Consider the following 21,969-nt stretch of genomic DNA (forward strand, 5'->3'; position numbering starts at 1 on the left):
TGACCGCTGGCAACGTTTCGCTTGCTTTAAAACAATTGATATGTTGCTTGATCAAACGTCTGCAAGATGGACATACATCCTTCCTGCAGGCGCCTTCACAAGATACCTGCGCATACTGTCAAAGAACCTTGGAGTCGGCCTCAGCGCCTTCCTCCGTGTGCCCCGACGTTTCCGTCGTTGCGAGCCGCCCATTATAGCCGGCAAATCCGCTTCGTCAACACCTTTTTTCAAGGCCGTTTCGCCGTAGCGAAACGTTGTTGCCGATGCTGCTTCGTCGTTGCAACCCGAAGGTCTTTTCGTCGAAGCGAGCCGCCTATTATGTCAGGCTTTTCGTTTCCGTCAACACCTTCTTTCGAAGAACTTGGCGTCCTGTTCCTTCGCGGTTGCCGCCTTGCGGTGGCCCCTGCGTCGGGGGAGGGAAAGTATGTCCCGAACCGGGTCGTTTGTGAAGGGGGTCCGTGACTTTTTTTCACGAAACTGTGCATTCATTCATGCCAGCCCCGCGCTCGAAGGCGCGGAACCCTTGTGGCGCTTAGGCGGCCACCAGCAACACGCGGGCGAAGTTGCGCTTGCCGACCTGCAGCAGGCCTTCAAAGCCGGGCACGAACAACTGCTGGGCGTCGGCTACTACTACGCCATCCACCTTCACCGCGCCTTCCTTGAGCTTGCGCGAGGCCTCGGAATTGCTCGGGGTGACGCCAGCGGCGGTCAGCAACGCACCAATACGCAGGCCCTCGGCCGGAATCGCCACTTCCTGCAGCGGCAGCAGGGTCACGTCGCCCTGCCCGGTCACGGCGGCGTTCCAGCCGGCAATGGCCAGTTCGGCAGCGTCGGCGTCATGGAAGCGGGTGGTCAGTTCACGGGCCAGGCGCAGCTTGATCTCGCGCGGGTTGAGGCTGCCGGCGGCGACCTGCTCACGCAGGCTGACGGCCTCGGCCTGGCTGATGTCGAAGGACAGCAGCTCGATCCAGCGCCACATCAGGTCGTCGCCGATCTTCATGGTCTTGGTGACCATGTCGATGGCCGGCTCGCTGATGCCGATGTAGTTGTTGAGCGACTTGGACATCTTGGCCACGCCGTCCAGGCCTTCCAGCAGCGGCATGGTCAGCACGATCTGCGGCTTCTGGCCGTAGTGCTCCTGCAGGCCACGGCCCATCAGCAGGTTGAACTTCTGGTCGGTGCCGCCCAGTTCGACGTCCGCTTCCAGTGCCACTGAGTCGTAGCCCTGGACCAGCGGGTACAGGAACTCATGCAGGGCAATGGACTGCTGGGCGGCGTAGCGCTTGGCGAAATCGTCGCGCTCGAGCATGCGCGCCACGGTGTGCTGGCCGGCCAGGCGGATCATGTCGGCCGCGCCCATCTTGCCGAACCACTCGGAATTGAAGCGCACTTCGGTCTTTTCGCGGTCCAGCACCTTGAACACCTGCTCTTCATAGGTGCGCGCGTTGGCCAGCACGTCGTCCTTGCTGAGCGGCTTGCGGGTGGCGTTCTTGCCGGAGGGGTCACCGATCATCCCGGTGAAGTCGCCGATCAGGAAGATCACCTGGTGGCCGAGGTCCTGGAACTGGCGCAGCTTGTTGAGCAGCACGGTGTGGCCCAGGTGCAGGTCCGGGGCGGTGGGGTCGAAGCCGGCCTTGACCCGCAGCGGGCGGCCGCTTTCCAGCCGCTGGCGCAGCTCCTCGATCTTGAGGACTTCGTCGGCGCCACGGCCGATCTGGGCAAGGGCTTGTTCAATCGAGGACACGTGCAACTCCCGGCGATGCCTTATTTACATGAATGACGTTAAGTACAAGTTAACCGCAAGCGCTTCACAAAAGCCAATAGGCACAAGGGTTTGACGCGGTATTTATACCTGTCTATGTTACCGACGTTTGGGCCCGTGATCCGGGTCAGCCAGGAACTTATCGACGATGCTGAATACCGATCAAGGCCGAGCGCGCAAGCAGCGCTTCAAGGAACGCCTTCACGTTCTCCACGACACCGCCCTGCATCGGAAGCTTCGCCAGCACCTTCCCGCGGCCTTCAACGAGCGTTGGACCCGCCGCCACTGGATGCATGCCAGCCTGTTCGCCACCATCGGCGCGCTGGTGGCCACGATCGTGCCGGGCTTCTCGCACACCATCGACGCCCCCTACTCCCTCAGCCATTCCACGCTCGCCCTGCCGTTGCCGCCGCTGTCCCAGGAGCGCATGAAGCAGGTGCCCGGCGACAGCTGGCAGGTGCTGCGCGTGCAGCGCGGCCAGACCCTGAGCGACCTGTTCGACGAGGCCGGCATTCCGGCCACGGTGATGCACCAGGTGCTGGACCACCCGGGCGTGCGCGATTCGCTGGTGAAGCTGCGCCCCGGTACCGAGATCGGCTTCGACCTGCCGCTGTCCGGCGAGCTGCGCACCATCCGCTATGACCGCGACGGCGACAACCGCGTGGAGCTGAGCCTGAAGGACGGCAAGATCACCGAGAAGGTCAGCAAGCGCGAGAGCTCCACCCGCCGGGTGGTGACCAGCGGCGAGATCACCAGTTCGCTGTATGCGGCCGCGCGCAAGGCCGGGCTGTCGCCGTCGGCGATCGCGACCATGACCGACGAGATCTTCAAGTACGACATCGACTTCTCCAAGGACCTGCAGCCGGGCGACCGCTTCAGCGTGGTCATGGACGAAACCTGGCGCGAAGGCGAGAAGGTGGACACCAGCAAGATCCTGGCGGCGACCTTCACCTCGGGCGGCAAGACCTACAGCGGCTTCCGCTTCGACCGCAACGGCAAGAGCGAGTACTTCGACGTCAGCGGCCGCCCGCTGAAGAAGAGCTTCATCCGCATGCCGATCCCGTTCGCGCGCCTGAGCTCCACCTTCGGCGCGCGCAAGCACCCGGTGCTGGGCAAGATGCGCATGCACAAGGGCGTGGACTACGCCGCGCGCACCGGTACCCCGATCATGGCCGCCGGCGATGCACGCGTGCAGTTCGCCGGCGTGCAGCGCGGCTACGGCAACGTGGTGATCCTTGACCACGGCAAGGGCCACACCACCCTGTACGGGCACATGTCGCGCTTCGGCAAGATCAAGACCGGCCAGCGCGTGGCGCAGGGCACGGTGATCGGCTACGTCGGCTCGACCGGCCTGGCCACCGGCCCGCACCTGCACTACGAATTCCGCGTCAATGGCGTGCACCGCAACCCGCTGTCGGTGACGATGCCACCGCCGGAGCCGCTGCAGGGCAGCGAGCTGGTCGCCTTCCGTGCGCAGACCGCGCCGGCGCTGGCGCGCATCCAGGGCATGGAGAAGCTGATCTACGCCGACGCCAGCCCGGCGCCGAAGACCGACAAGGCCGTGACCACCACGGCCAGCGCCGCCAAGCCGGCCAAGGGCACCCGCGGCTGATCGCTGGGTGGTGCATTGACGGCGGCAACAGGTTGCGCGGAAGCTGCACGCACCCTGTTGAACCGCCTGGCCATGACCGCACCTGATTCCGCTACCCCGCTCTACCTGGGCCTGATGTCCGGCACCAGCGCCGATGGCATCGATGCCGCGCTGGTGCAGTTTCCCGAGCGCGGCGGCTGCCGCTTCGTGCAGGGCCTGACCCATGCCTGGGACCCGGCCCTCCGCGCTGAGCTGGTGGCGCTGGGCGAAGGCGGCGAGCTGGGTTCACTGGATACGCTGGGCCGGATCGACGCGCAGATCGGCATTACGTTCGCGGCCGCTGCCAACCGGCTGCTGGAACAGGCCGGGCTGGACCCGACCCGGGTGGCGGCGATTGGTTCGCATGGGCAGACCGTGCGCCACCGGCCGTTGGCCGATCCGGCCTTCACCTGCCAGCTGGGCGATGCGAACCGGATTGCCGAGCTGACCGGGATCACCACCGTGGCCGATTTCCGCCGCCGCGACGTGGCCGCCGGCGGGCATGGGGCGCCGCTGATGCCGGCCTTCCACCTGGCCATGCTGGGCACCGCCGATGAAGACCGCGCGGTGTTGAACCTGGGCGGGATCGCCAACCTGACCCTGATTCCGCGCGAGGGAACCCCGCGCGGGTTCGATACCGGCCCGGCCAATGCGTTGATGGATGCGTGGTGCGAGCGGCATCGCGGGGTGCCGTTCGATGCGGACGGGGCGTTCGCGGCCAGTGGGCGGGTCGATGAGGAGGTGTTGGCGCAGTGGCGTTCCGAGCCGTGGTTCGCGCTGCCGCCGCCGAAGAGCACCGGGCGCGAGCAGTTCCATCTGGCGTGGGCCGAGGCGGCGCTGGAAGGCCGCGGGCTGGCGCCGGCGGATGTGCAGGCGACCCTGCTGGAGTTGACGGCGGCCACCGTGGCCGATGCATTGCTGGCGAACCTGCCGGGGGCCAAGCGGGTGCTGGTGTGCGGTGGCGGGGTGCGCAATCCGCAGCTGCTGCGGCGGCTCAGCGCGCGGTTGCCGGAGGTGGTTGTGGAGTCCAGTGCCCTGCACGGGCTGGACCCGGACTACCTGGAGGCGATGGGGTTTGCTTGGTTGGCGCACCGGACCTTGCGGGGGCTGCCTGGGAATCTGCCGAGCGTTACCGGGGCGCGCGGGCCGCGGATTTTGGGGGCGATTTATCCGGCTTGAGGCGGTGAAGCGCCGGTGTCGATCCGGGGTCATGCCGTAATCGGTTGTGGGGAGTGCGTCGGCGGTCGACTGGGGTGCGACCCTACCGAAGCAGCGTGCGCAGCGGGGGAGTCAGAAGGCTTTGACGTCGGGTAGCGCCTGCAGGGCCGCGATGGCTTCGGCCAGGGCGTTTACTTCGGGGTCGTGGAAGCCGCTGCGGACTTCCAGTTCGCTGGCGAACAGGCCCTGTTCGAGCAGGACGATGCAGGTGTGCTCGCGGGTCCAGCCGCGCGCGACGGCAACCCGGCGGATGCGCTCGTTGAGCAGCGGATCCAGGTCGCGCAGCACTAAGTCAGCCATGTGTTTTCCCCTGTTGGCAACGCACCGCCCCCACGGCACCACGGGGTCGATCATGGCCCACGCAGCGGCGTGGGGCAACCACGGGTCCCGGCGGAGCCATGGTCAGGTGCTGCTGCGGTCGCGGATGCGCGGCCAGAGCCAGACCAGCAGCAGCAGCGTCGGCAGCACCGTGGCCGAGCTGAGGATGAAGAAGGTGCTGTAGGAGGTGGCTTCGACGATGTAGCCGGAGGCGCCGCCCACGAACTTGCCGGGCAGGTTGGCCAGCGAGACCAGCAGGGCGTACTGGGTGGCGGTGAAGTTGCGGTCGGTCAGCGAGGACATGAAGGCTACCAGCACCGTGCCGGCAAAACCCTGGAACAGGTTGTCCGCGCTCAGTGCGGCGTAGAACGCCCACAGCTGGCCGGGGTTGTGCGCCATCAACAGGAACGCCAGGTTGGACAGCGCCACGCCGAGCGCGGCCACCAGCAACATGCGACGGAAGCCGAAGGCCGCCACCGCGATGCCACCGACGAACGCGCCGCCGATGCCCATCCAGACCCCGAACAGCTTGGACACCGTGGCGATATCCGCCTTGGTGAAGCCCGAGTCCAGGTAAAACGGGCCGGCCATCACGCCGATCACCTGGTCGGGGAACTTGTACAGGCCCACGAAGGCGAGCAGCACAAGCGCCAGTACCACGCCGTTGGTGGTGAAGAAGCTGGCGATGGGTTGCCAGAACGCACCGAAGAAATCGATGCGGCGCTGCATCCGCACTTCCGGCTGGGCCGGCTCGCGGCAGAACAGGGTGGTGGCGATCGGCAGCACCATCAGCGAGGCCATGGCCAGGTAGGCCACGATCCAGCCTTCGAACTGGGCCAGGTACAGGGCGCCGGCACCGGCGAGGATCAGGCCGATGCGGTAGCCCAGCGTGTAGGTGGCGGCGAGCGCGGCCTGCGCGCTCTCCGGCGCGATTTCGATGCGGTACGCGTCCACCACCGAATCCTGGGTGGCGCCGGCGAACGAGGCCACCAGCACCCACAGCACCAGCGGGGTAACGCCCAGTTCGGGACGCACGAACGCCAGGGCGAACAGGCCGCCGGTGACGCCGACCTGCGAGGCCAGCAGCCAGGAACGGCGGCGGCCGAGGAAGCCGATCAGCGGGAACGCGTAGCGGTCGATCAGCGGCGCCCAGACGAACTTCAGCAGGTAGAAGAAGCTGGCCAGGCTGATCAGGCCGATGCTGCCCAGGTCCAGCCCGACGTCACGCAGGCGGGTGGAAAGGGTCTGCGAGGCGATCAGCAGGAACGGCAGGCCGCTGCCAAAGCCCAGGAACGCCATGGTCAGCGCCGAGGGCGTGCCGAACGCGCGCTTGATGCCGGCCCAGCCCTTGTAGGACACCGGCGCCGCCGCTTCACTCATGGGGCGTAGTCCACCGTGAACGGGGCATGGTCGGAGAAGCGCTCATCGCGGTAGATCGAGCAGCCGCGCAGGCGCTCGCGCAGGCCGGGGCTGACGAACTGGTAGTCGATGCGCCAGCCCACGTTGTTGGCCCGGGCCGCGCCGCGGTTGCTCCACCAGGTGTAGTCCTCGCCGGTGGGATGCAGCAGGCGGTAGGCGTCGGTCCAGCCTTGGCCGGCGCCGACATCCAGCGCCTGGCCGGCGTCCACGCACTGGCCGTTGAGCCAGTCGCGCTCGGGCGGCAGGCAGCCGGAGTTCTTCTGGTTGGACTTCCAGTTCTTGATGTCCAGCGCCGAACGCACGATGTTCCAGTCCCCGCAGAGCACGTAGTCGCGGCCGCTGGCCAGCCACTCGGCCAGGATCGGGCGCAGCCATTCCATCACTTCGTACTTGAAGCCCTGGCGCAGGTCGCCCGAGCTGCCCGAGGGGATATAGAAGGAGACCACGCTGAGGTTGCCGTAGCGGGCCTCGATGTAGCGGCCTTCGTCGTCGAACGGGGCCCAGCCCAGCGAGGTGATGACCTGGTCGGGCTCACGCTTGCTGTAGATGGCCACGCCGCTGTAGCCCTTCTTGGTGATTGCGTCACGGTAGAAGCAGTGGTGGCCGTCCGGACGGAACATCGGGTCGGTCAGCTGGTCTTCCTGCGCCTTGGTCTCCTGGATGCACAGCACGTCGGCGTCCTGGGCACGGAACCACTCGAGAAAGCCCTTGGTGGCGGCGGAACGGATGCCATTGGCGTTGAAACTGATGATGCGCATGCTGACCCGGATACAAGAGCGGTAACCGACAAAGCATACCGGGTTGCCCGGCCCATCGGCTGGCCGGATCCGGCCATCGCAGCGGCCTGCGGCAGGGGGTCACGAGCCTGAATTGGCAGGGATGCATTAGCATCTGCGCTCCAAGAGAATTGAATAGAGCTTCAGATGAGCGACCACCGTTACCGTTTCCTGCAGCTGGCGCTGACCGCCGATGCGCTGCGTTTTGGCCAGTTCACCCTCAAGTCGGGCCGCCTGAGCCCCTACTTCTTCAATGCCGGCCGTTTCGATTCCGGCGCCAAGATGACCCAGCTTGCCGCCTGCTACGCCGATGCGGTGGAAGCCACCGGACTGAAGTTCGACGTTGTGTTCGGCCCGGCCTACAAGGGCATTCCGCTGGCCACCGCCACCGCCTGCGAGTTCGCCCAGCGCGGCCGCGACCTGCCGCTGAGCTTCAACCGCAAGGAAGCCAAGGCGCATGGCGAGGGCGGCAACCTGATCGGCGCGGACATGAACGGCAAGCGCGTGCTGATCGTGGACGACGTGATCACCGCCGGCACCGCCATCCGTGAGGCGCTGACCATCATCAAGCAGGCCGGTGGCACCCCCGCCGGCATCGTGGTGGCGCTGGACCGCCAGGAGATCGCCTCGGAAGAAGACCGCCGTTCGGCCGCCCAGGCCGTGGCCGAAGAAGCCGGCATTCCGGTGGTGGCCGTGGCCACGCTGGGCGACCTGCTTGATTTTGCCTCCGGAAATCCGGAACTTGTCGGGTACCGGCAGCCGCTGGAGGACTATCGGTCCCGCTACGGCAGCCGTCCTACGCGTTGAGAGCAGGGGGCTCCCATGTCCAGGATTGCCACGTTCACCATGATCGGCCTGCTGCTGGCCGCGCCCGTGCTCGGCGCACAGGCGCAGACCAAGCGCAGCAGCACCGATGCCAAGGCCAAGAAGCTGTACTGCTGGAACAAGGGCAGTGAGCGGATCTGCAGCGATGCCCTGCCGCAGGACGCGGTGAACAGCGCGCGCGAGGAGTTCAGCGTCAGCAGCGGGCTGCGCAAGGGTGGCGTGGAGCGCACCCTGACCGAGGAAGAGCGTGCCGATGCCGCCGTGGCTGCGGCACAGGCGCAGCTTGACCAGGCGGCGGAAGACACCCGCAAGCGCACCGAGCAGGCGATGCTCTCCACCTACGAGGACGAAGCCGACCTGCGCCGTGTGTTCGTGGAGCGCACCGGGATCCTGGAGAACAACGTGAACACCGCCAACTACAACGTGGCCAGCCTGCGCGACGCGCTGGTGACGTTGCTGGGCAGCGCGGGCGACCGCGAGCTGGCCGGCCAGCCCGTGCTGCCGAAGCAGGCCGAGGATATCCGCCTGCGGCACGCCGAACTGGTGACCCAGAAGCGCATGCAGGCCTCGTACCTGGACCAGCGCAAGGCGCTGGATGCGGAGATCGAGGAGACCCTGCAGCGGTACCGGTTGTTGAAGGGTGTGGAGACCGACCCGCGCGGCTGACGGCGGGGCGTGATGCAAGACAGAACGGACGCGAAAGCGTCCGTTTTTTTATGCCCTTTTTACGCCCACGGCCCGGCTTGGGCGTGGAGCGTTTACGCGCCCGGGGACCACCATGACGGCCTGACGTGGAGTGGTTCCACCTGGACGTCCCATGAGCCTGACCCTGCCTGTTGTTGCTGCCGCCGCCGCGGCGAGCCCTACCCTGCCTGCCTGGCTTTCGCTGGTGTGCGGGGTGCTGGTGCTCGTTGCCGCCGCCTACCTGCTGTACGTCGTGCTTGCGCCCGAAAAGTTCTGACCGGAGCCGACCATGACCGAGATCCTGTTGATCCTGCTGGCCAGCATCGTGCTGGCCTTTCCGCTTGGGCTGTACCTGGCCCGGGTGATGCGCGGTGGGCCGATGCGCGGCGACGCGCTGTTTGCCTGGATTGAGAAGCCGCTGTACCGCGTGCTGGGCGTGAACCCGCTGCGCGGCATGTCCTGGCGTGGCTACGTGGGCGCCTTCCTGCTCAGCAACCTGGTGATTGCCGTGCTGGTGCAGGCGGTGTTCATGACCCAGGCCTGGCTGCCGTTCAACCCCGACCAGATTCCCAACATGCGCTGGGACACCGCGCTGCACACGATGGTCTCGTTCCTGACCAACACCAACCAGCAGCACTACTCTGGCCAAGCGCAGCTGTCGTACTTCTCGCAGATGACCGCGATCACCGGCCTGCAGGTCGTCACCCCGATGATGGGCCTGGCACTGGTGGTGGCCACGCTGCGGGCGCTGTTCGGTACCGCTCCGGAAGGCGAATCCGCCGACCCTGTCCTGCCGGCCGACCGCCGCATCGACGTCGGCAACTACTACGCCGACGTGGTGCGTTCGTGCGTGCGCTTCATGCTGCCGCTGTGCCTGCTGTGGGCCGTGCTGCTGACCAGCCAGGGCGTGCCCTCCACGCTGGCCGGCGGCCCCACCGCCACCCCGATCGACGCAGCGGCCGGCATGGACAGCCAGAAACTGCCGCTGGGCCCGGTCGCGGCGATGGTCGCGGCCAAGCAGCTGGGCACCAATGGCGGCGGCTGGTACGGCCCCAACAGCAGCATGCCGCTGGAGAACCCGACCCCGCTGTCGAACGCACTGGAACTGATCGGCATCCTGCTGATCCCGATCGCGGTGGTGTTCATGCTCGGCGCCTTCACCGGGCGCAAGCGACTGGCCGGGCTGGTGTTCGGCTGCATGCTGGCGATGTCGAGCGTGTCGGTGGCCGCCACGGTGTGGCTGGAAGGCCATTCGGCCACGGCCGCCAGCCCCCTGCTGATGGAAGGCAAGGAAGTGCGCTTCGGCGCCGATGGCACCGGGCTGTGGGCGGCGATCACCACCCAGGTCTCCAACGGTTCGGTCAACGGCATGCACGATTCGCTCAGCCCGCTGGCCGGTGCGGTGCCGATGGTGAACATGCTGATCAACGCGATCTGGGGCGGCATCGGCTGCGGCCTGCAGCAGTTCATCGTGTATCTGCTGCTGGGTGTGTTCCTGGCCGGGCTGATGACCGGGCGTACCCCGGAACTGCTCGGCCGCAAGCTGGAAACCCCGCAGGTGCGCCTGCTCGCGCTGCTGGTGCTGCTGCAGCCGATCACCATCCTGGCCTTCACCGCGATCACGCTGGCCATTCCCTCGATCACCGGCACTTCCAACCCGGCCTTCCACGGGGTCAGCCAGGTGTTCTACGAGTACGTGTCGGCGTTCGCCAACAACGGCTCCGGCTTCGAAGGACTGGGCGATGCCACGCCGTGGTGGAACCTGAGCTGCACCCTGGTGCTGCTGCTGGGCCGCTACCCGGTGCTGGTGATTCCGCTGATCGTCTGCGCCCAGCTGGCGGCCAAGCGGCGTGCGCCGGAATCGGCCGGCACGCTGCAGATTGAAACCCCGACCTTCGCGCTGACCCTGATCGCGCTGATCGTCATCCTGACCGTATTGCAGTTCATGCCGGCGCTGGTGCTGGGCCCGGTTGCCGACCACCTGTCGCTGACGCTGCGCTGAGACGCGAGACCATGAGTACCTATCCCCTGAATGTTTCTTCCTCCCGCCGCCCGCGCCTGCTCGATGCAGCCGGCCTGCGCCGGGCACTGCGCGATGCGGTGGTCAAGCTGTCGCCGCGCCACCTGCTGCACAGCCCGGTGATGGCGGTGGTGATGGTGGGCACGCTGGTCAGCCTGCTGGTCACGCTGACCGGCAACGCGCCGCTGGGCTTCGGCCTGGCGGTGACCGCGATCCTGCTGCTGACCGTGCTGTTCGGCAATTTCGCCGAAGCCGTGGCCGAAGCGCGTGGCCGTGGCCAGGCCGCGTCGCTGCGCCGTGCGCGCCAGGACCTGAGCGCACGCCGCCTTGCGGCCGCGCATGCCGGTGCCAGTGAGACCCAGGTACCGGCCGCCGAGCTGCGCCCGGGCGACCATGTGATCGTCAGTGCCGGCGAACTGGTGCCCGCCGACGGCGAGATCGTGCACGGGCTGGCCACCATCAACGAGGCGGCGGTGACCGGCGAGTCGGCCCCGGTGCTGCGCGAAGCGGGCACCGACCGCAGCGGCGTGATCGGCGGCACCAAGGTGCTCTCCGACCAGATCATCGTGAAGATCACCGCCGAGCCGGGGCACAGCTTCCTGGACCGCATGATCGCGCTGGTGGAAGGCGCCAACCGGCAGAAGACGCCGAACGAAGTGGCCCTGACCCTGCTGCTGGCGGCGATGACGCTGACCTTCCTGGTGGTGGTGGCCACGCTGCCGGCGATCGGTGCGTTTGTCGGGGTGAAGGTCGACCCGCTGCTGCTGATCGCGCTGCTGGTGTGCCTGATTCCGACCACCATCGGCGGCCTGCTGCCGGCCATTGGTATCGCCGGCATGAACCGTGCGCTGGCCGCCAACATCCTGGCCAAGAGCGGCAAGGCGGTGGAAGTGGCCGGCGACGTAGACGTGCTGCTGCTCGACAAGACCGGCACCATCACCCACGGCGACCGCCAGGCCAGCCACTTCCACGCGTTGGCCGGGATCGAGGCGACCCAGCTGCGCGAAGCGGCGCTGCTGTCCTCGCTGGCCGACCCGACCCCGGAAGGCAAATCCATCGTGCGCCTTGCGCGTGAGCAGGGCTGCACCACGGGCGAGCCTGACAAAGCGGAATACCTCGCCTTCACTGCGCAGACCCGCATGTCCGGCGTGGATCTGCGCGGCGGCCGGCGCATCCGCAAGGGCGCGGCCGATGCGATCACCGCCTATGTGCGCGAGCTGGGCGGCAGCGTGCCGGCCGAGCTGGCCGGGCGGGTGGAACAGGTGGCGCGCAACGGCGCCACCCCGCTGGTGGTGTGCGAAGGCCGCCACGTGCTGGGCGTGATCGAGCTGAGCGACGTGGTCAAGCACGGCATGCGCGAGAAGTTCGCGCAGCTGCGTGCGATGGGCATCCGCACGGTGATGATCACCGGCGACAATCCGCTCACGGCCGCGGCCATTGCGGCCGAAGCGGGCGTGGACGACTACATCGCCGAGGCGCGCCCGGAGGACAAACTGGCCCGGATCCGCGCCGAGCAGGCCGGCGGACGGCTGGTGGCGATGGTCGGCGACGGCACCAACGATGCGCCCGCGCTGGCCCAGGCGGACATCGGCCTGGCGATGAACTCCGGCACCCAGGCCGCCAAGGAAGCGGGCAACATGGTGGACCTGGATTCGGACCCAACCAAGCTGCTGGCGGTGGTGGAAGTGGGCAAGCAGCAGCTGATCACGCGCGGTGCGTTGACCACGTTCTCGCTGGCCAACGACGTCTCCAAGTACTTCGCGATCCTGCCGGCGTTGTTCGCCGCCACGTTGCCGGCGATGGCGACGTTGAACGTGATGCAGCTGTCCAGCCCGCGCAACGCGGTGCTGGCGGCGCTGATCTTCAACGCGCTGGTGATTCCGGCCCTGATTCCGCTGGCGCTGCGCGGCGTGCGCTTCCGCCCAGCCACGGCCACCGCGCTGCTGCGCCGGAACATGCTGGTGTACGGGCTGGGCGGCGTGCTGCTGCCGTTCGCAGCCATCAAGTTGATCGACCTCCTCCTCTTCTCGGTATTCGGCGCATGAACCGCTCTGCTGCTGTTTCGCTTTCCCGTCCGGCGCGCACCCGCGCCGCCACGTCTGCTTCCCTGCAGCAGCACGGTGCGCTGCGCCCGGCCCTCGGCCTGGGCGTGGCCAGCCTGCTGGTGCTGGGCCTGGCTTACGCGGTGGGCACGACCACGGTCAGCCGCGCCCTCTTCCCCGCACAGGCCGATGGCAGCCTGCTGGTCGTCGACGGCCAGGTGCGCGGTTCGCGCCTGGTCGCGCAGCCGTTTGCCGGGAACGGTTACTTCCAGACCCGGCCCTCGGCGGCCGGCTTTGATCCGATGGCGGCCGCCGGCAGCAACCTGGCGCGCAGCAACCCGGCGCTGCAGGAGCGTGTGCGTGAGGCGACCGCGGCGGTCGCGCTTCGCGAGGGCGTGCCCACCAGTGCCGTACCCGGCGACCTGGTGACCCAGTCCGGTGCCGGCATGGATCCGGAGATTTCGCCGCAGGCCGCAGCCGTGCAGGTGGCGCGGGTGGCGCGTGCGCGGGGAGTGGACGCCGCGCAGGTCGAGGCCCTGGTGGCCGCGCATACGGAGGGGCCGCAGTGGGGGGTGTTCGGGCAGCCGCGGGTGAATGTGATGGAGCTCAATACGGCGTTGGATCACACTCTGCACCCATGACCGATTCCCGCACACGACAGGCCGATGCACTGGTGGAGAGCCTTCAGCGCGAGGCCGGTGGCAAGCTGACCGTGTTCCTGGGCGCCGCGCCCGGGGTGGGCAAGACCTACAGCATGCTCGGGCGCGCGCACGAGCAGCTGCGCCGGGGCGTGGACGTGGTGGTCGGGCTGGTGGAAACCCATGGCCGCGCGGAAACGGCCGCGCTGCTGGACGGCCTGCCGCAGGTGCCCCTGCTGCAGCGCGCCTACCAGCAGCATGCGCTGCAGGAAATGGACCTGGACGCGGTGCTGGCGCGCCACCCGGCACTGGTGCTGGTGGACGAACTGGCCCACCGCAACGTGCCGGGCAGCCGCCACGAGCGTCGCTGGCAGGACGTGATGGAACTGCTGGACGCCGGCATCGACGTCTGGACCACGATCAACATCCAGCACCTGGAAAGCCTCAACGACGTGGTGATGCGCATCACCGGGGTGCGGGTCAGCGAGACCGTGCCCGATGCGGTGCTGGACCGCCTGCACGACATCGTGCTGGTCGACCTGCCGCCGCGCGAACTGATCGAGCGCCTGCAGCAGGGCAAGGTGTACGTGCCCGAGCAGGCCGCACAGGCGCTGCAGGCGTTCTTCTCGCCGGCCAACCTGACCGCGCTGCGCGAGCTGGCCATGCAGGAAGCGGCCGACCGGGTCGACACCAGCCTGCGCGAAACCCGTGCCGCGCGCGGAGAAGGCAACCTGCCGCTGCGGCGGCGGGTGCTGGTGGCAATCGACGGCGGCGGCCAGAGCGAGTACCTGGTGCGGGTGGGCCGGCGTATCGCTGAGCGCCGCGATGCACCGTGGACGGTGGTGACCGTGCAACGCCGACGCGAGGACGAAGGTACCCGCCGCGAGATCGACGCGGCGTTCGCGCTGGCCCGGCGGCTGGGCGGCGAGGCCGAGCTGCTGCACGGCCCGAGCATTGCCGACGCCCTGCTCGACCATGCCGCGCACAACAGCGTCTCCACCCTGGTGCTGGGCCGGACCCGCGAGCGGCCGTTCGCACGCATGCTCAACCGCACCCTCACCCAGCAGCTGATCCAGCGCGGCGCGCACTACGAGATCACCATCATCGGCACCCCCCAGGCGCGCGCGCATGCGCGTCGCCATGGTCTTTCGATGCCGACCCTGAGTACCGGCCGCGATTCCCTGCTCGCCCTCACCGCGACCGCACTGGCCTGCCTGGTGGCGCTGGTGGCCGAGCGCTGGGTGGGGCTGTACGACCTCTCGATGGTGTTCATCGTGGCGGTGGTGGTGGTAGCTGCACGCAGCCGCACCAGCGCGGCGGTGATGGCGGCCGCGTTGTGCTTCCTGGCCTACAACTTCTTCTTCATCTCGCCCCGTTTCACCTTCGCGATCAGCGCGCGCCAGGGCGTGATCACCGTGTTCCTGTTCCTGGTCGCGGCGCTGGTGGCCGGGCGGTTGGCCTCGCGCCTGCGCATGCAGGTGGTGGCGCTGCGCGCGGCCAACCGGCATGCCAATGCGCGCCAGGTGCTGGGCGGGCAGCTGACCCGCGCGGCCAGCAACGAGCAGGTGGCGCAGGCCGGGCGCGAGGCGCTGGAACAGGCGCTGGATGCACCGGCCTGGCTGCGCATCGGCGCCGACACCAGCACCAGCGGCAGCGCCGCGCCGGGCGAGACCGACCTGGCCGCCGCCGACTGGGCGCAGCGCCATGGCCAGCCCAGCGGCCGCTTCACCGACACCCTGGCCGGCGCGGAATGGTGGTTCCTGCCATTGCTCGACGGCGACGACCGGACCATCGGCGTGGCCGGCATCCGCTTCCCACGCAGTGCGCCGCGACTGACCCCGGAGCAGCGCCAGCTGGCCGAAGCGATGGTGGACGACATCGCGCAGGCGGCGCTGCGCACGCGGTTGGTGGCCGACCTGGAAAAGGCGCACGTGAGCAACGAGACCGAGCGGCTGCGCTCGGCGCTGCTGTCATCGGTGTCGCACGACCTGCGCTCGCCGCTGGCGGCGATGATCGGTTCGGCCGACAGTCTTTCCAGCTACGCCGATGCGATGGACGCACGCGACCGGCGGGCGCTGCTGGACACCATCCTGGTGGAAGGCGAGCGGCTGGACCGCTACATCCAGAACCTGCTGGACATGACCCGGCTGGGCCACGAGGGCCTGAAGATCAACCGCGACTGGATCGGGGTGGACGAACTGGCGGGCTCGGCCGCGCGCCGGCTGCAGCGCTACCAGCCGGAGGTGCGGCTGCAGCTGGACATTCCCAGCACGCTGGCACCGATCTGGGTGCACCCGGCGCTGGTGGAACAGGCGGTGTTCAACGTAATGGAGAACGCCGCCAAGTTCTCCCCGCCCGGCGCGGCGGTGGAGGTGCAGGCGCGGCTGGTGGACGGCGAGCTGCGCATCGACGTGCTCGACGCCGGGCCGGGCATTCCCGATGAGGAGCGCGCGCGCATCTTCGACATGTTCTACAGCGTGGAGCGCGGCGACCGCGGCCGGCATGGCACCGGGCTGGGGCTGACCATCACCCAGGGCATGATCGGCGCGCACGGCGGCAGCGTGCAGGCGCTGCCGGGCCGCGACGGACGCGGTACCCTGATCCGCATCACGCTCCCGCTGCTGCAACCGCACCCTGCCGATGACCACGACGAATCCTGAGGCTTCCCACGGCGTACCGCCGGCGCGCGTGCTGGTGATCGACGACGAAGCGCAGATCCGCCGCTTCCTGGAGATCAGCCTGCGCGCGCAGGGCTACCGCGTGCTGCAGGCGGCCACCGGGCAGGACGGGCTGGAGCAGCTTGTAGGCGAAGGCGCGGACCTGGTGATCCTGGATATCGGCCTGCCCGACATGGAAGGCCACCAGGTGCTGGCCGAGCTGCGCCAGTGGAGCCAGGTGCCGGTGATCATGCTCACCGTGCGCGCCAGCGAAACCGAAAAGGTGCTGGCGCTGGACAACGGCGCGAACGACTACGTGACCAAGCCGTTCGGCACCCAGGAGCTGATGGCGCGGGTGCGGGCGCTGCTGCGCACGCGCACGGTGTCGGCCGACGGGGTGTTGCCGCAGTTCGACGACGGCCGCCTGCATATCGACCTGGTCCGCCGCGAGGTGCACCTGGACGGTGCGCCGGTGGCGCTGACCCGCAAGGAATATGCGTTGCTGTCGCTGCTGCTGCGCAACGCCGGCCGGGTGGTGACCCAGCCGCAGATCCTGGCCGAGATCTGGGGGCCGACCCACCAGCACGACACGCATTACCTGCGCATCCTGGTGGGCAAGCTGCGCCACAAGCTGGGCGACTCCGCGCTCGATTCGAAGTACCTGTTTACCGAACCGGGCGTGGGTCTGCGCTTCAAAGGGTAGTGCCGGCCGCTGGCCGGCTCCTCAGAACCCCAACTCAACCCCAGGCAACAACGGCTGCAGCTGTTCGCGGAACAACGCCTTGATGCGTTCCAGCGCCGCCTCGTCGTTGCCCTCGAAGCGCAGCACCAGCACCGGGGTGGTATTGGAGGCGCGCACCAGGCCCCAGCCGTCCGGGAAGTCCGCACGAAGACCGTCGATGGTGGACAGGCGCGCGCCGAAGAACGGTGAGTCGTCCGCCTGCGCGGCGGTGACGAACAGCGACACCAGCGCATGCGGCGTGCCGGTGTCCACCGGCACCTTCAGTTCCGGCGTGGACACGCTGTCGGGCAGCTCGTCCAGCACTTCCGACGGCGTCTCTTCGCGCTGGGCCAGGATCTCCAGCAGGCGCGAGGCGGCATACAGGCCATCGTCGAACCCGAACCAGCGTTCCTTGAAAAAGAAGTGGCCGCTCATCTCGCCGGCCAGCTCGGCGTCGGTCTCGCGCATCTTGGCCTTGATCAGCGAGTGCCCGGTCTTCCACATCATCGGGCTGCCACCATTGCGCAGCACGTAGTCGGACAGCTTGCCGCTGCACTTCACGTCGTAGATCACCAGCGCGCCCGGATTGCGCTGCAGCACGTCGGCCGCGAACAGCATCAGCAGGCGGTCGGCGTAGATGATCTTTCCTTCCTTGGTGACCACGCCGAGGCGGTCGCCGTCGCCGTCGAAGGCCAGGCCGAGGTCCGCGTCGAAACGCTTCACGGTCTGGATCAGGTCTTCCAGGTTGTCCGGGTCGCTCGGGTCCGGGTGATGGTTGGGGAAGGTGCCATCCACGTCGCAGTAGAGCGGAATGACTTCGGCACCGATCGCCTCCAGCAGCGGCTGGGCCAGCTCGCCGGCCACGCCGTTGCCGGCGTCGGCCACCACCTTGATCGGGCGGTCCAGCTGCACGTCGTCGGCGATGCGCTGGATGTAGTCCGCATTGACGTCGCGCTGCTGCAGGCTGCCCGGCGTGGCGGCCACGTGCAGCTGGCCGTCGCGGATGCGCTGGTACAGCTCGGTGATGGCGTCGCCCGAGAGGGTTTCGCCACCGACTACGATCTTGAACCCGTTGTAGTCCGGCGGGTTGTGGCTGCCGGTCACCGCCACGCAGCTGCCCGCGCGCAGGTGATAGCTGGCGAAGTACACCACCGGGGTCGGGGCCAGGCCGATGTCGGTGACGTCGCAGCCGGCGCGGCGCAGGCCTTCGATCAGGCTGGCGCTGAGTTCCGGGCCGGACAGGCGGCCGTCGCGGCCCACCACGATGTCACGCAGCCCCTGCACCTGCAGCACCGAGCCGATGGCCTGGCCGATCAGCACCGCAACCTGCGGAGTGAGCTCGCGACCGATCACGCCGCGGATGTCGTAGGCGCGGAAGATGCCTTCGGCGACCTCGTTGCCGGAACCGCTGGGCAGCGGCGGCGGCGCGCCGGCCTCATTGGCAGCAGATGTCGCTTCCGGCACGGGGTCGAGCTCCAGGCTCTCGCGCAGCGTCGGGCCGTGCTCGCCTTCGGCCACCTCGGTGCGGCGGCGCGGCAGCTTCACCTTGCCCTTGCCGAACTGCAGCATGCCGGCAATGGCCAGCAGCAGCGCGGCCACGATGAACGACGGGATCGCGCCCAGGCCCAGCGGGCCCGGCTCGATGTCCGGCACCGCCGCCGACAGGCGCAGGCCGGTCTTGCCGATCGGCCGGGCCAGGCCTTCGGCGCCCTGCGACAGCGAGGTGTCGCCCTGTTCGATGATGTTGTGCCCGCCCTGGCGCAGCGCCAGGTAGCCGGCCGACGGCACCCGCACCTTGTCGAAGGTGTCGGTCAGGCGCAGCAGCGGCTGGCGTACATAGATGACCGCAGGTCCCTGGCTGCCCAGCTGCACCGGCACGGCCAGGCCCAGGCGCTGGCCACCGGCATCGCGCACCACGCGCGCGGTGACGGTGTCGCCGGCAATGGCCGCTTCCATCAGCGCCAGGCGCGCATAGCCGAAGGTTTTCGGGTCGGCATAGGCCTGGTCGAGATCGGTGGTGAACACCTCGACCTCCTCGGTGCCCGGCCAGCCTTCACGCACGGCCAGCGCGGTGGCGTCGGCGTCGCCGGCGGCCAGCGCGGTGCTGACCCGCTCGCTCTTGACCAAGGTCCGCAGCTGCGTGGTCTGGCCGTTGAGCGCGTTCTGCACGCCCTGCACGATCTCGTCGCGGGACAGTTCCAGCGCCTGCCCGGTCGAGGCCTGTCGCCATTGGCGCACCCCGCTCCAGGCAAACCACACCGCCATCAGGACCAGAAGCCCCACCAGCACCAGCCCGTTACGCTTGCTTGTCAGTCGCGGCTGTCCTTCCGCCGTTGCCTTGCTCATCGGTGTTACCCCCTGTCAGCGCACCCCGGTATGGCCGAATCCACCCGTTCCCCTGGCGCTGTCGGTGAAAGTATCCACTACCTGCAGGTCCACGCGTGCAATCGGCAGCACGACCAACTGTGCAATACGGTCACCGGGTTGCAGCGTGAAGGCCTCGCGGCCGCGGTTCCAGGCGCTGATCAGCAGCGGGCCCTGGTAGTCGGCATCGATCAGGCCGGTGCCGTTGCCCAGCACGATGCCGTGCCGGTGCCCGAGCCCGGAACGCGGCAACACCACCGCGCACAGGTTCGGGTCTTCGATATGGATGGCGATACCGCTGGGAATCAGCGCGGTGTCCCCCGGCTGCAGGGTCAGTTCGGTTTCCAGCGCGGCGCGCAGGTCGAGGCCGGCGCTGGCTTCGGTGGCGTAGGCCGGCATGGGCCAGTCGTCGCCAAAGCGTGGATCGAGCAGCTTCACCTGCAGCGGCTGCAGGGACGGGGCTTGGGTCATGCGTGCAACCTCTGGGCAATCAGGGACAACAGTTGTTCGGCCAGCAGCGCCTTGGTGGTGCCGGGGAACACCTGCTCCCCGCCCTGCCAGTACGCCGTCGCTGCATTCTCGTCGCTTTCGAAGCCGCCGTTTGTGATGCCGACCTGATTGGCGATCACCAGGTCCAATCGCTTGTCGACCAGCTTGCCGCGCGCGTACTTCTCCACGTCATGGGTTTCAGCGGCAAACCCGACCACCAGCTTGAGCGCGTTGGTCTGCGCGGCCACTTCGGCCAGGATGTCGGCGGTGCGGACCAGTTCGAGCGTCAACGTCTGCGTACCTGCCGTCTTCTTCAGCTTCTGGGGTGCGATCTGGCGCGGTGTGTAGTCCGACACCGCTGCCGCCCCTATATAGATGTCTGCCGGCAACGCGTCGAGCACGGCGCTGCGCATCTGCGCGGCCGAGCGCACGTCCACCCGCTGCACCCCGGCCGGGGTGGCCAGGTGCACCGGGCCGCTGACCAGCACCACCTGGGCGCCCTGGCGTACGGCGGCCGCGGCCAGCGCGTAGCCCATCTTGCCGCTGCTGCGGTTGCCCACGTAGCGGACGGGGTCCAGGTCCTCATAAGTGGGACCGGCGCTGATCACCACGCGCAGGCCCTTTAGTTCCTGGGCGACCTCGGGGGCGGCCGGGTCCTGCAGGCTGGCCAGCGCCGCCACGATGGCGTGCGGCTCGGTCAGCCGGCCGGGGCCGGATTCTCCTTCGGCCAGTGGGCCGTCTTCCGGGCCGATCACCTGCGCACCGCGCTCGCGCAGCAGGCTGATGTTGGCCTGGGTGGCCGGGTGCAGCCACATGCGGTGGTTCATGGCCGGGCACACGGTGAGCGGCGCGGTGGTGGCCAGGCACAGGGTGGTGACCAGGTCGTCGGCGTGGCCGTTGGCCAGGCGCGCCAGCAGGTCGGCGGTGGCCGGGGCCACCACGATGCGGTCGGCCCAGCGGGCCAGCTCGATATGGCCCATGGCCTGCTCGGCCGCGCTGTCCCACAGGGTGGTGCGGGTGGGCTGGCCAGACAGGGCCTGGAAGCTCAGCGGGGTCACGAACTGCTGGGCGCCGGCGGTCATGGCCACCTGCACCTGGGCCCCGGCGTCGCGCAGGCGTCGCACCAGCTCCAGCGACTTGTAGGCCGCGATGCCGCCACCCACGCACAACAACAGCTTCTGGCCTGCCAGCGGGCGCGCCTGCGCCGGGGAAGCCTGGGGGGAGTCAGCCACCTGCGGAATTCCTGTCTATCTGAGGCGGGTAGCTTACCCGATGCTCTGTTGCGGCCCTGATGCGCCAGGGGCATGAGAACGGTGTTTTTTGTCATGAGCGGGCGGGCGCCGGGTTGACGCCGCTGCCTCCTCCGCCTACGTTCGTTGGCACTTACGGCAAAGGACTGATCCGTCATGCGTATATCCCCCAGGTACCTGCTGCCTGCCCTGCTGCTGTGCTTCCCGCTGGCGGCCCAGGCCATCGAGACCGACGGCGACTACTGGATCATCCATAGTCAAGGCTCCGCCGGGAACAATCTGGCCTTCGTTGCCGACGCCGATCCCGCCCATATCTCGAAACGGGCCGGCGGCGTCGTATCGCTGGGTGTACACAAGGTCTACCAGAACACCGGCAACGGTTTCCTGACGGCCCATGAGATCGAGGTCGACTGCGCGAAGAAACGTGTCCGCATCAAGCGTGCCGACGAGATCGACGGGCCAATGGGCGGGGTGCGGCCGGTCAAAATTTCATCGGCGTGGCAGACCCAGCCCGAAGCTTGGCTTGTAAATAGCCGGGATTTCATCTGCCAGCCGCAACAGCGCACGGGCGAGGGGATGATCCCAATCGGCAGTATGGAAATGCTGCGGATGATCGACGCCGTGAGGGCCTATTTCACCGTGCTCGGGCGCGAGCAGGCCAGGGCGGCCATCCTGAAAGAGATCGATGACGCCTTCGCCCGGATGCCCCAGCCGTGAACCGACCGACAAGGAATACGCGAATGAAAAGGATTTTCGCCCCCGCCCTTCTGATGCTCGCTCTGAGCGCCTGCTCCAGCATGCCCAACTTGCCTGACATGCGCGCCAACGCTGCGTGGCAGGGTCGCCCGGTTGGTGAAGCCATTGACCAGTTTGGCGCGCCGTACCGGATCGATCCGGTGGCCGAGAAGCAATGGGTGGTTCTGGTGTATTACAGGAGTACGTCCTACGTGCGGCGCGAGGCGCTTGGCACATATACAGGTCCGCAAAACGGGCAACTGGTGCATGTCGAGTCGTGGGGCGACGTGAAGTACGACTCCCGATGCGAGATCCATGTTGCCGTCAACCGTGCCCGGCAGGTCGCGCACATCTCGACGGAGGGTGGCTACTGCGGCTCGGTCGACATCGCGCCAAAGAAACAAGGGTAGTCAGGCACCAG

At 68.1% G+C, this 21,969-nt stretch carries 20 protein-coding genes; 13 read left to right on the forward strand and 7 right to left on the reverse strand.

Annotation, left to right across the window (positions count from 1 at the left end; translation table 11 throughout):
* Nucleotides 1-247: hypothetical protein (locus HGB51_RS20195; protein WP_216666934.1), on the forward strand; the 247-nt coding region annotated here is incomplete at its 5' end.
* Nucleotides 248-532: 285 nt separating this feature from the next.
* Here the strand turns inward: HGB51_RS20195 and tyrS are convergent.
* Nucleotides 533-1,744 carry a tyrosine--tRNA ligase gene (gene tyrS, locus HGB51_RS19500; protein ID WP_070209421.1) on the reverse strand — a complete coding sequence of 404 codons (1,212 nt, stop codon included), beginning with the start codon at nucleotides 1,742-1,744 and terminating at the stop codon, nucleotides 533-535.
* Nucleotides 1,745-1,910: 166 nt separating this feature from the next.
* Here tyrS and HGB51_RS19505 point away from each other — a divergent pair, with 166 nt between their 5' ends.
* On the forward strand, nucleotides 1,911-3,374 hold the full coding sequence (locus HGB51_RS19505; RefSeq protein ID WP_070209414.1) for a M23 family metallopeptidase: 1,464 nt from the start codon (nucleotides 1,911-1,913) through the stop codon (nucleotides 3,372-3,374).
* A 72-nt stretch (nucleotides 3,375-3,446) separates the two neighbouring features.
* Nucleotides 3,447-4,571, forward strand: a complete 1,125-nt coding sequence (locus tag HGB51_RS19510; protein ID WP_070209422.1) for an anhydro-N-acetylmuramic acid kinase — start codon at nucleotides 3,447-3,449, stop codon at nucleotides 4,569-4,571.
* A 111-nt stretch (nucleotides 4,572-4,682) separates the two neighbouring features.
* Here HGB51_RS19510 and HGB51_RS19515 read toward each other — a convergent pair whose 3' ends face one another.
* From HGB51_RS19515 to HGB51_RS19525, 3 genes are all read right to left on the reverse strand, one after another.
* Entirely contained in the window at nucleotides 4,683-4,910 is a 228-nt protein-coding gene (locus HGB51_RS19515; RefSeq protein ID WP_070209415.1) for a hypothetical protein, read from the reverse strand.
* A 102-nt stretch (nucleotides 4,911-5,012) separates the two neighbouring features.
* Nucleotides 5,013-6,308 carry an AmpG family muropeptide MFS transporter gene (locus HGB51_RS19520; RefSeq protein WP_070209416.1) on the reverse strand — a complete coding sequence of 432 codons (1,296 nt, stop codon included), beginning with the start codon at nucleotides 6,306-6,308 and terminating at the stop codon, nucleotides 5,013-5,015.
* Nucleotides 6,305-7,105 carry an exodeoxyribonuclease III gene (locus HGB51_RS19525; protein ID WP_070209417.1) on the reverse strand — a complete coding sequence of 267 codons (801 nt, stop codon included), beginning with the start codon at nucleotides 7,103-7,105 and terminating at the stop codon, nucleotides 6,305-6,307. Before HGB51_RS19525 ends, HGB51_RS19520 begins: the two co-directional genes overlap by 4 nt.
* 165 nt (nucleotides 7,106-7,270) lie before the next feature.
* Between HGB51_RS19525 and pyrE the strand changes: the two genes are divergently transcribed.
* From pyrE to HGB51_RS19565, 8 genes are all read left to right on the forward strand, one after another.
* Nucleotides 7,271-7,930, forward strand: coding sequence for an orotate phosphoribosyltransferase (pyrE, locus tag HGB51_RS19530; protein ID WP_070209418.1), 660 nt, complete (start codon nucleotides 7,271-7,273; stop codon nucleotides 7,928-7,930).
* A 15-nt stretch (nucleotides 7,931-7,945) separates the two neighbouring features.
* On the forward strand, nucleotides 7,946-8,614 hold the full coding sequence (locus HGB51_RS19535) for a hypothetical protein (protein WP_070209419.1): 669 nt from the start codon (nucleotides 7,946-7,948) through the stop codon (nucleotides 8,612-8,614).
* Between the two features lie 202 nt (nucleotides 8,615-8,816).
* Nucleotides 8,817-8,909 (forward strand): potassium-transporting ATPase subunit F, encoded by a 93-nt coding sequence (locus HGB51_RS19540; protein WP_084739105.1) that lies wholly within the window; start codon nucleotides 8,817-8,819, stop codon nucleotides 8,907-8,909.
* 12 nt (nucleotides 8,910-8,921) lie between these two features.
* The gene (gene kdpA / locus HGB51_RS19545) at nucleotides 8,922-10,634 is read left to right on the forward strand and encodes a potassium-transporting ATPase subunit KdpA (protein ID WP_171966943.1); all 1,713 of its coding nucleotides are present in this window, start codon (nucleotides 8,922-8,924) and stop codon (nucleotides 10,632-10,634) included.
* An 11-nt stretch (nucleotides 10,635-10,645) separates the two neighbouring features.
* Entirely contained in the window at nucleotides 10,646-12,697 is a 2,052-nt protein-coding gene (gene kdpB, locus HGB51_RS19550) for a potassium-transporting ATPase subunit KdpB (protein ID WP_070208595.1), read from the forward strand.
* The gene (gene kdpC, locus HGB51_RS19555) at nucleotides 12,694-13,335 is read left to right on the forward strand and encodes a potassium-transporting ATPase subunit KdpC (protein ID WP_070208594.1); all 642 of its coding nucleotides are present in this window, start codon (nucleotides 12,694-12,696) and stop codon (nucleotides 13,333-13,335) included. The genes kdpB and kdpC overlap by 4 nt, the downstream gene beginning before the upstream one ends.
* Nucleotides 13,332-15,992, forward strand: a complete 2,661-nt coding sequence (locus HGB51_RS19560; protein ID WP_070208593.1) for a sensor histidine kinase — start codon at nucleotides 13,332-13,334, stop codon at nucleotides 15,990-15,992. The genes kdpC and HGB51_RS19560 overlap by 4 nt, the downstream gene beginning before the upstream one ends.
* Nucleotides 15,973-16,692 carry a response regulator transcription factor gene (locus HGB51_RS19565; protein WP_070208592.1) on the forward strand — a complete coding sequence of 240 codons (720 nt, stop codon included), beginning with the start codon at nucleotides 15,973-15,975 and terminating at the stop codon, nucleotides 16,690-16,692. Before HGB51_RS19560 ends, HGB51_RS19565 begins: the two co-directional genes overlap by 20 nt.
* A gap of 21 nt (nucleotides 16,693-16,713) precedes the next feature.
* On the opposite strand, the gene HGB51_RS19570 is transcribed toward HGB51_RS19565, so the two are convergent.
* Genes HGB51_RS19570 through coaBC form a run of 3 tightly spaced genes read right to left on the reverse strand, consistent with a single transcriptional unit; the run spans nucleotide 16,714 to nucleotide 20,795 of the window.
* Nucleotides 16,714-19,056 (reverse strand): phosphomannomutase/phosphoglucomutase, encoded by a 2,343-nt coding sequence (locus HGB51_RS19570; protein WP_070208591.1) that lies wholly within the window; start codon nucleotides 19,054-19,056, stop codon nucleotides 16,714-16,716.
* Nucleotides 19,057-19,071: 15 nt separating this feature from the next.
* The gene (gene dut / locus HGB51_RS19575; RefSeq protein ID WP_070208590.1) at nucleotides 19,072-19,545 is read right to left on the reverse strand and encodes a dUTP diphosphatase; all 474 of its coding nucleotides are present in this window, start codon (nucleotides 19,543-19,545) and stop codon (nucleotides 19,072-19,074) included.
* Nucleotides 19,542-20,795, reverse strand: coding sequence for a bifunctional phosphopantothenoylcysteine decarboxylase/phosphopantothenate--cysteine ligase CoaBC (gene coaBC / locus HGB51_RS19580; protein ID WP_070208589.1), 1,254 nt, complete (start codon nucleotides 20,793-20,795; stop codon nucleotides 19,542-19,544). Before coaBC ends, dut begins: the two co-directional genes overlap by 4 nt.
* Before the next feature lie 174 nt (nucleotides 20,796-20,969).
* Between coaBC and HGB51_RS19585 the strand changes: the two genes are divergently transcribed.
* Nucleotides 20,970-21,530, forward strand: a complete 561-nt coding sequence (locus tag HGB51_RS19585; protein ID WP_070208588.1) for a hypothetical protein — start codon at nucleotides 20,970-20,972, stop codon at nucleotides 21,528-21,530.
* A gap of 23 nt (nucleotides 21,531-21,553) precedes the next feature.
* Nucleotides 21,554-21,958 (forward strand): membrane lipoprotein lipid attachment site-containing protein, encoded by a 405-nt coding sequence (locus tag HGB51_RS19590; protein ID WP_070208587.1) that lies wholly within the window; start codon nucleotides 21,554-21,556, stop codon nucleotides 21,956-21,958.
* Nucleotides 21,959-21,969: the final 11 nt, after the last annotated feature.

The sequence above is a fragment of the Stenotrophomonas bentonitica genome, assembly GCF_013185915.1.
Classification (GTDB): Bacteria; Pseudomonadota; Gammaproteobacteria; order Xanthomonadales; family Xanthomonadaceae; genus Stenotrophomonas; species Stenotrophomonas bentonitica.

Coding starts and splice junctions, on each gene's coding strand:
- HGB51_RS19505 (WP_070209414.1), top strand. CDS start 1,911: ATGCTGAATACCGATCAAGGCCGAGCGCGCAAGCAGCGCTTCAAGGAA.
- HGB51_RS19510 (WP_070209422.1), top strand. CDS start 3,447: ATGACCGCACCTGATTCCGCTACCCCGCTCTACCTGGGCCTGATGTCC.
- HGB51_RS19515 (WP_070209415.1), bottom strand. CDS start 4,910: ATGGCTGACTTAGTGCTGCGCGACCTGGATCCGCTGCTCAACGAGCGC.
- HGB51_RS19520 (WP_070209416.1), bottom strand. CDS start 6,308: ATGAGTGAAGCGGCGGCGCCGGTGTCCTACAAGGGCTGGGCCGGCATC.
- HGB51_RS19525 (WP_070209417.1), bottom strand. CDS start 7,105: ATGCGCATCATCAGTTTCAACGCCAATGGCATCCGTTCCGCCGCCACC.
- pyrE (WP_070209418.1), top strand. CDS start 7,271: ATGAGCGACCACCGTTACCGTTTCCTGCAGCTGGCGCTGACCGCCGAT.
- HGB51_RS19535 (WP_070209419.1), top strand. CDS start 7,946: ATGTCCAGGATTGCCACGTTCACCATGATCGGCCTGCTGCTGGCCGCG.
- kdpA (WP_171966943.1), top strand. CDS start 8,922: ATGACCGAGATCCTGTTGATCCTGCTGGCCAGCATCGTGCTGGCCTTT.
- kdpB (WP_070208595.1), top strand. CDS start 10,646: ATGAGTACCTATCCCCTGAATGTTTCTTCCTCCCGCCGCCCGCGCCTG.
- kdpC (WP_070208594.1), top strand. CDS start 12,694: ATGAACCGCTCTGCTGCTGTTTCGCTTTCCCGTCCGGCGCGCACCCGC.
- HGB51_RS19560 (WP_070208593.1), top strand. CDS start 13,332: ATGACCGATTCCCGCACACGACAGGCCGATGCACTGGTGGAGAGCCTT.
- HGB51_RS19565 (WP_070208592.1), top strand. CDS start 15,973: ATGACCACGACGAATCCTGAGGCTTCCCACGGCGTACCGCCGGCGCGC.
- HGB51_RS19570 (WP_070208591.1), bottom strand. CDS start 19,056: ATGAGCAAGGCAACGGCGGAAGGACAGCCGCGACTGACAAGCAAGCGT.
- dut (WP_070208590.1), bottom strand. CDS start 19,545: ATGACCCAAGCCCCGTCCCTGCAGCCGCTGCAGGTGAAGCTGCTCGAT.
- HGB51_RS19585 (WP_070208588.1), top strand. CDS start 20,970: ATGCGTATATCCCCCAGGTACCTGCTGCCTGCCCTGCTGCTGTGCTTC.
- HGB51_RS19590 (WP_070208587.1), top strand. CDS start 21,554: ATGAAAAGGATTTTCGCCCCCGCCCTTCTGATGCTCGCTCTGAGCGCC.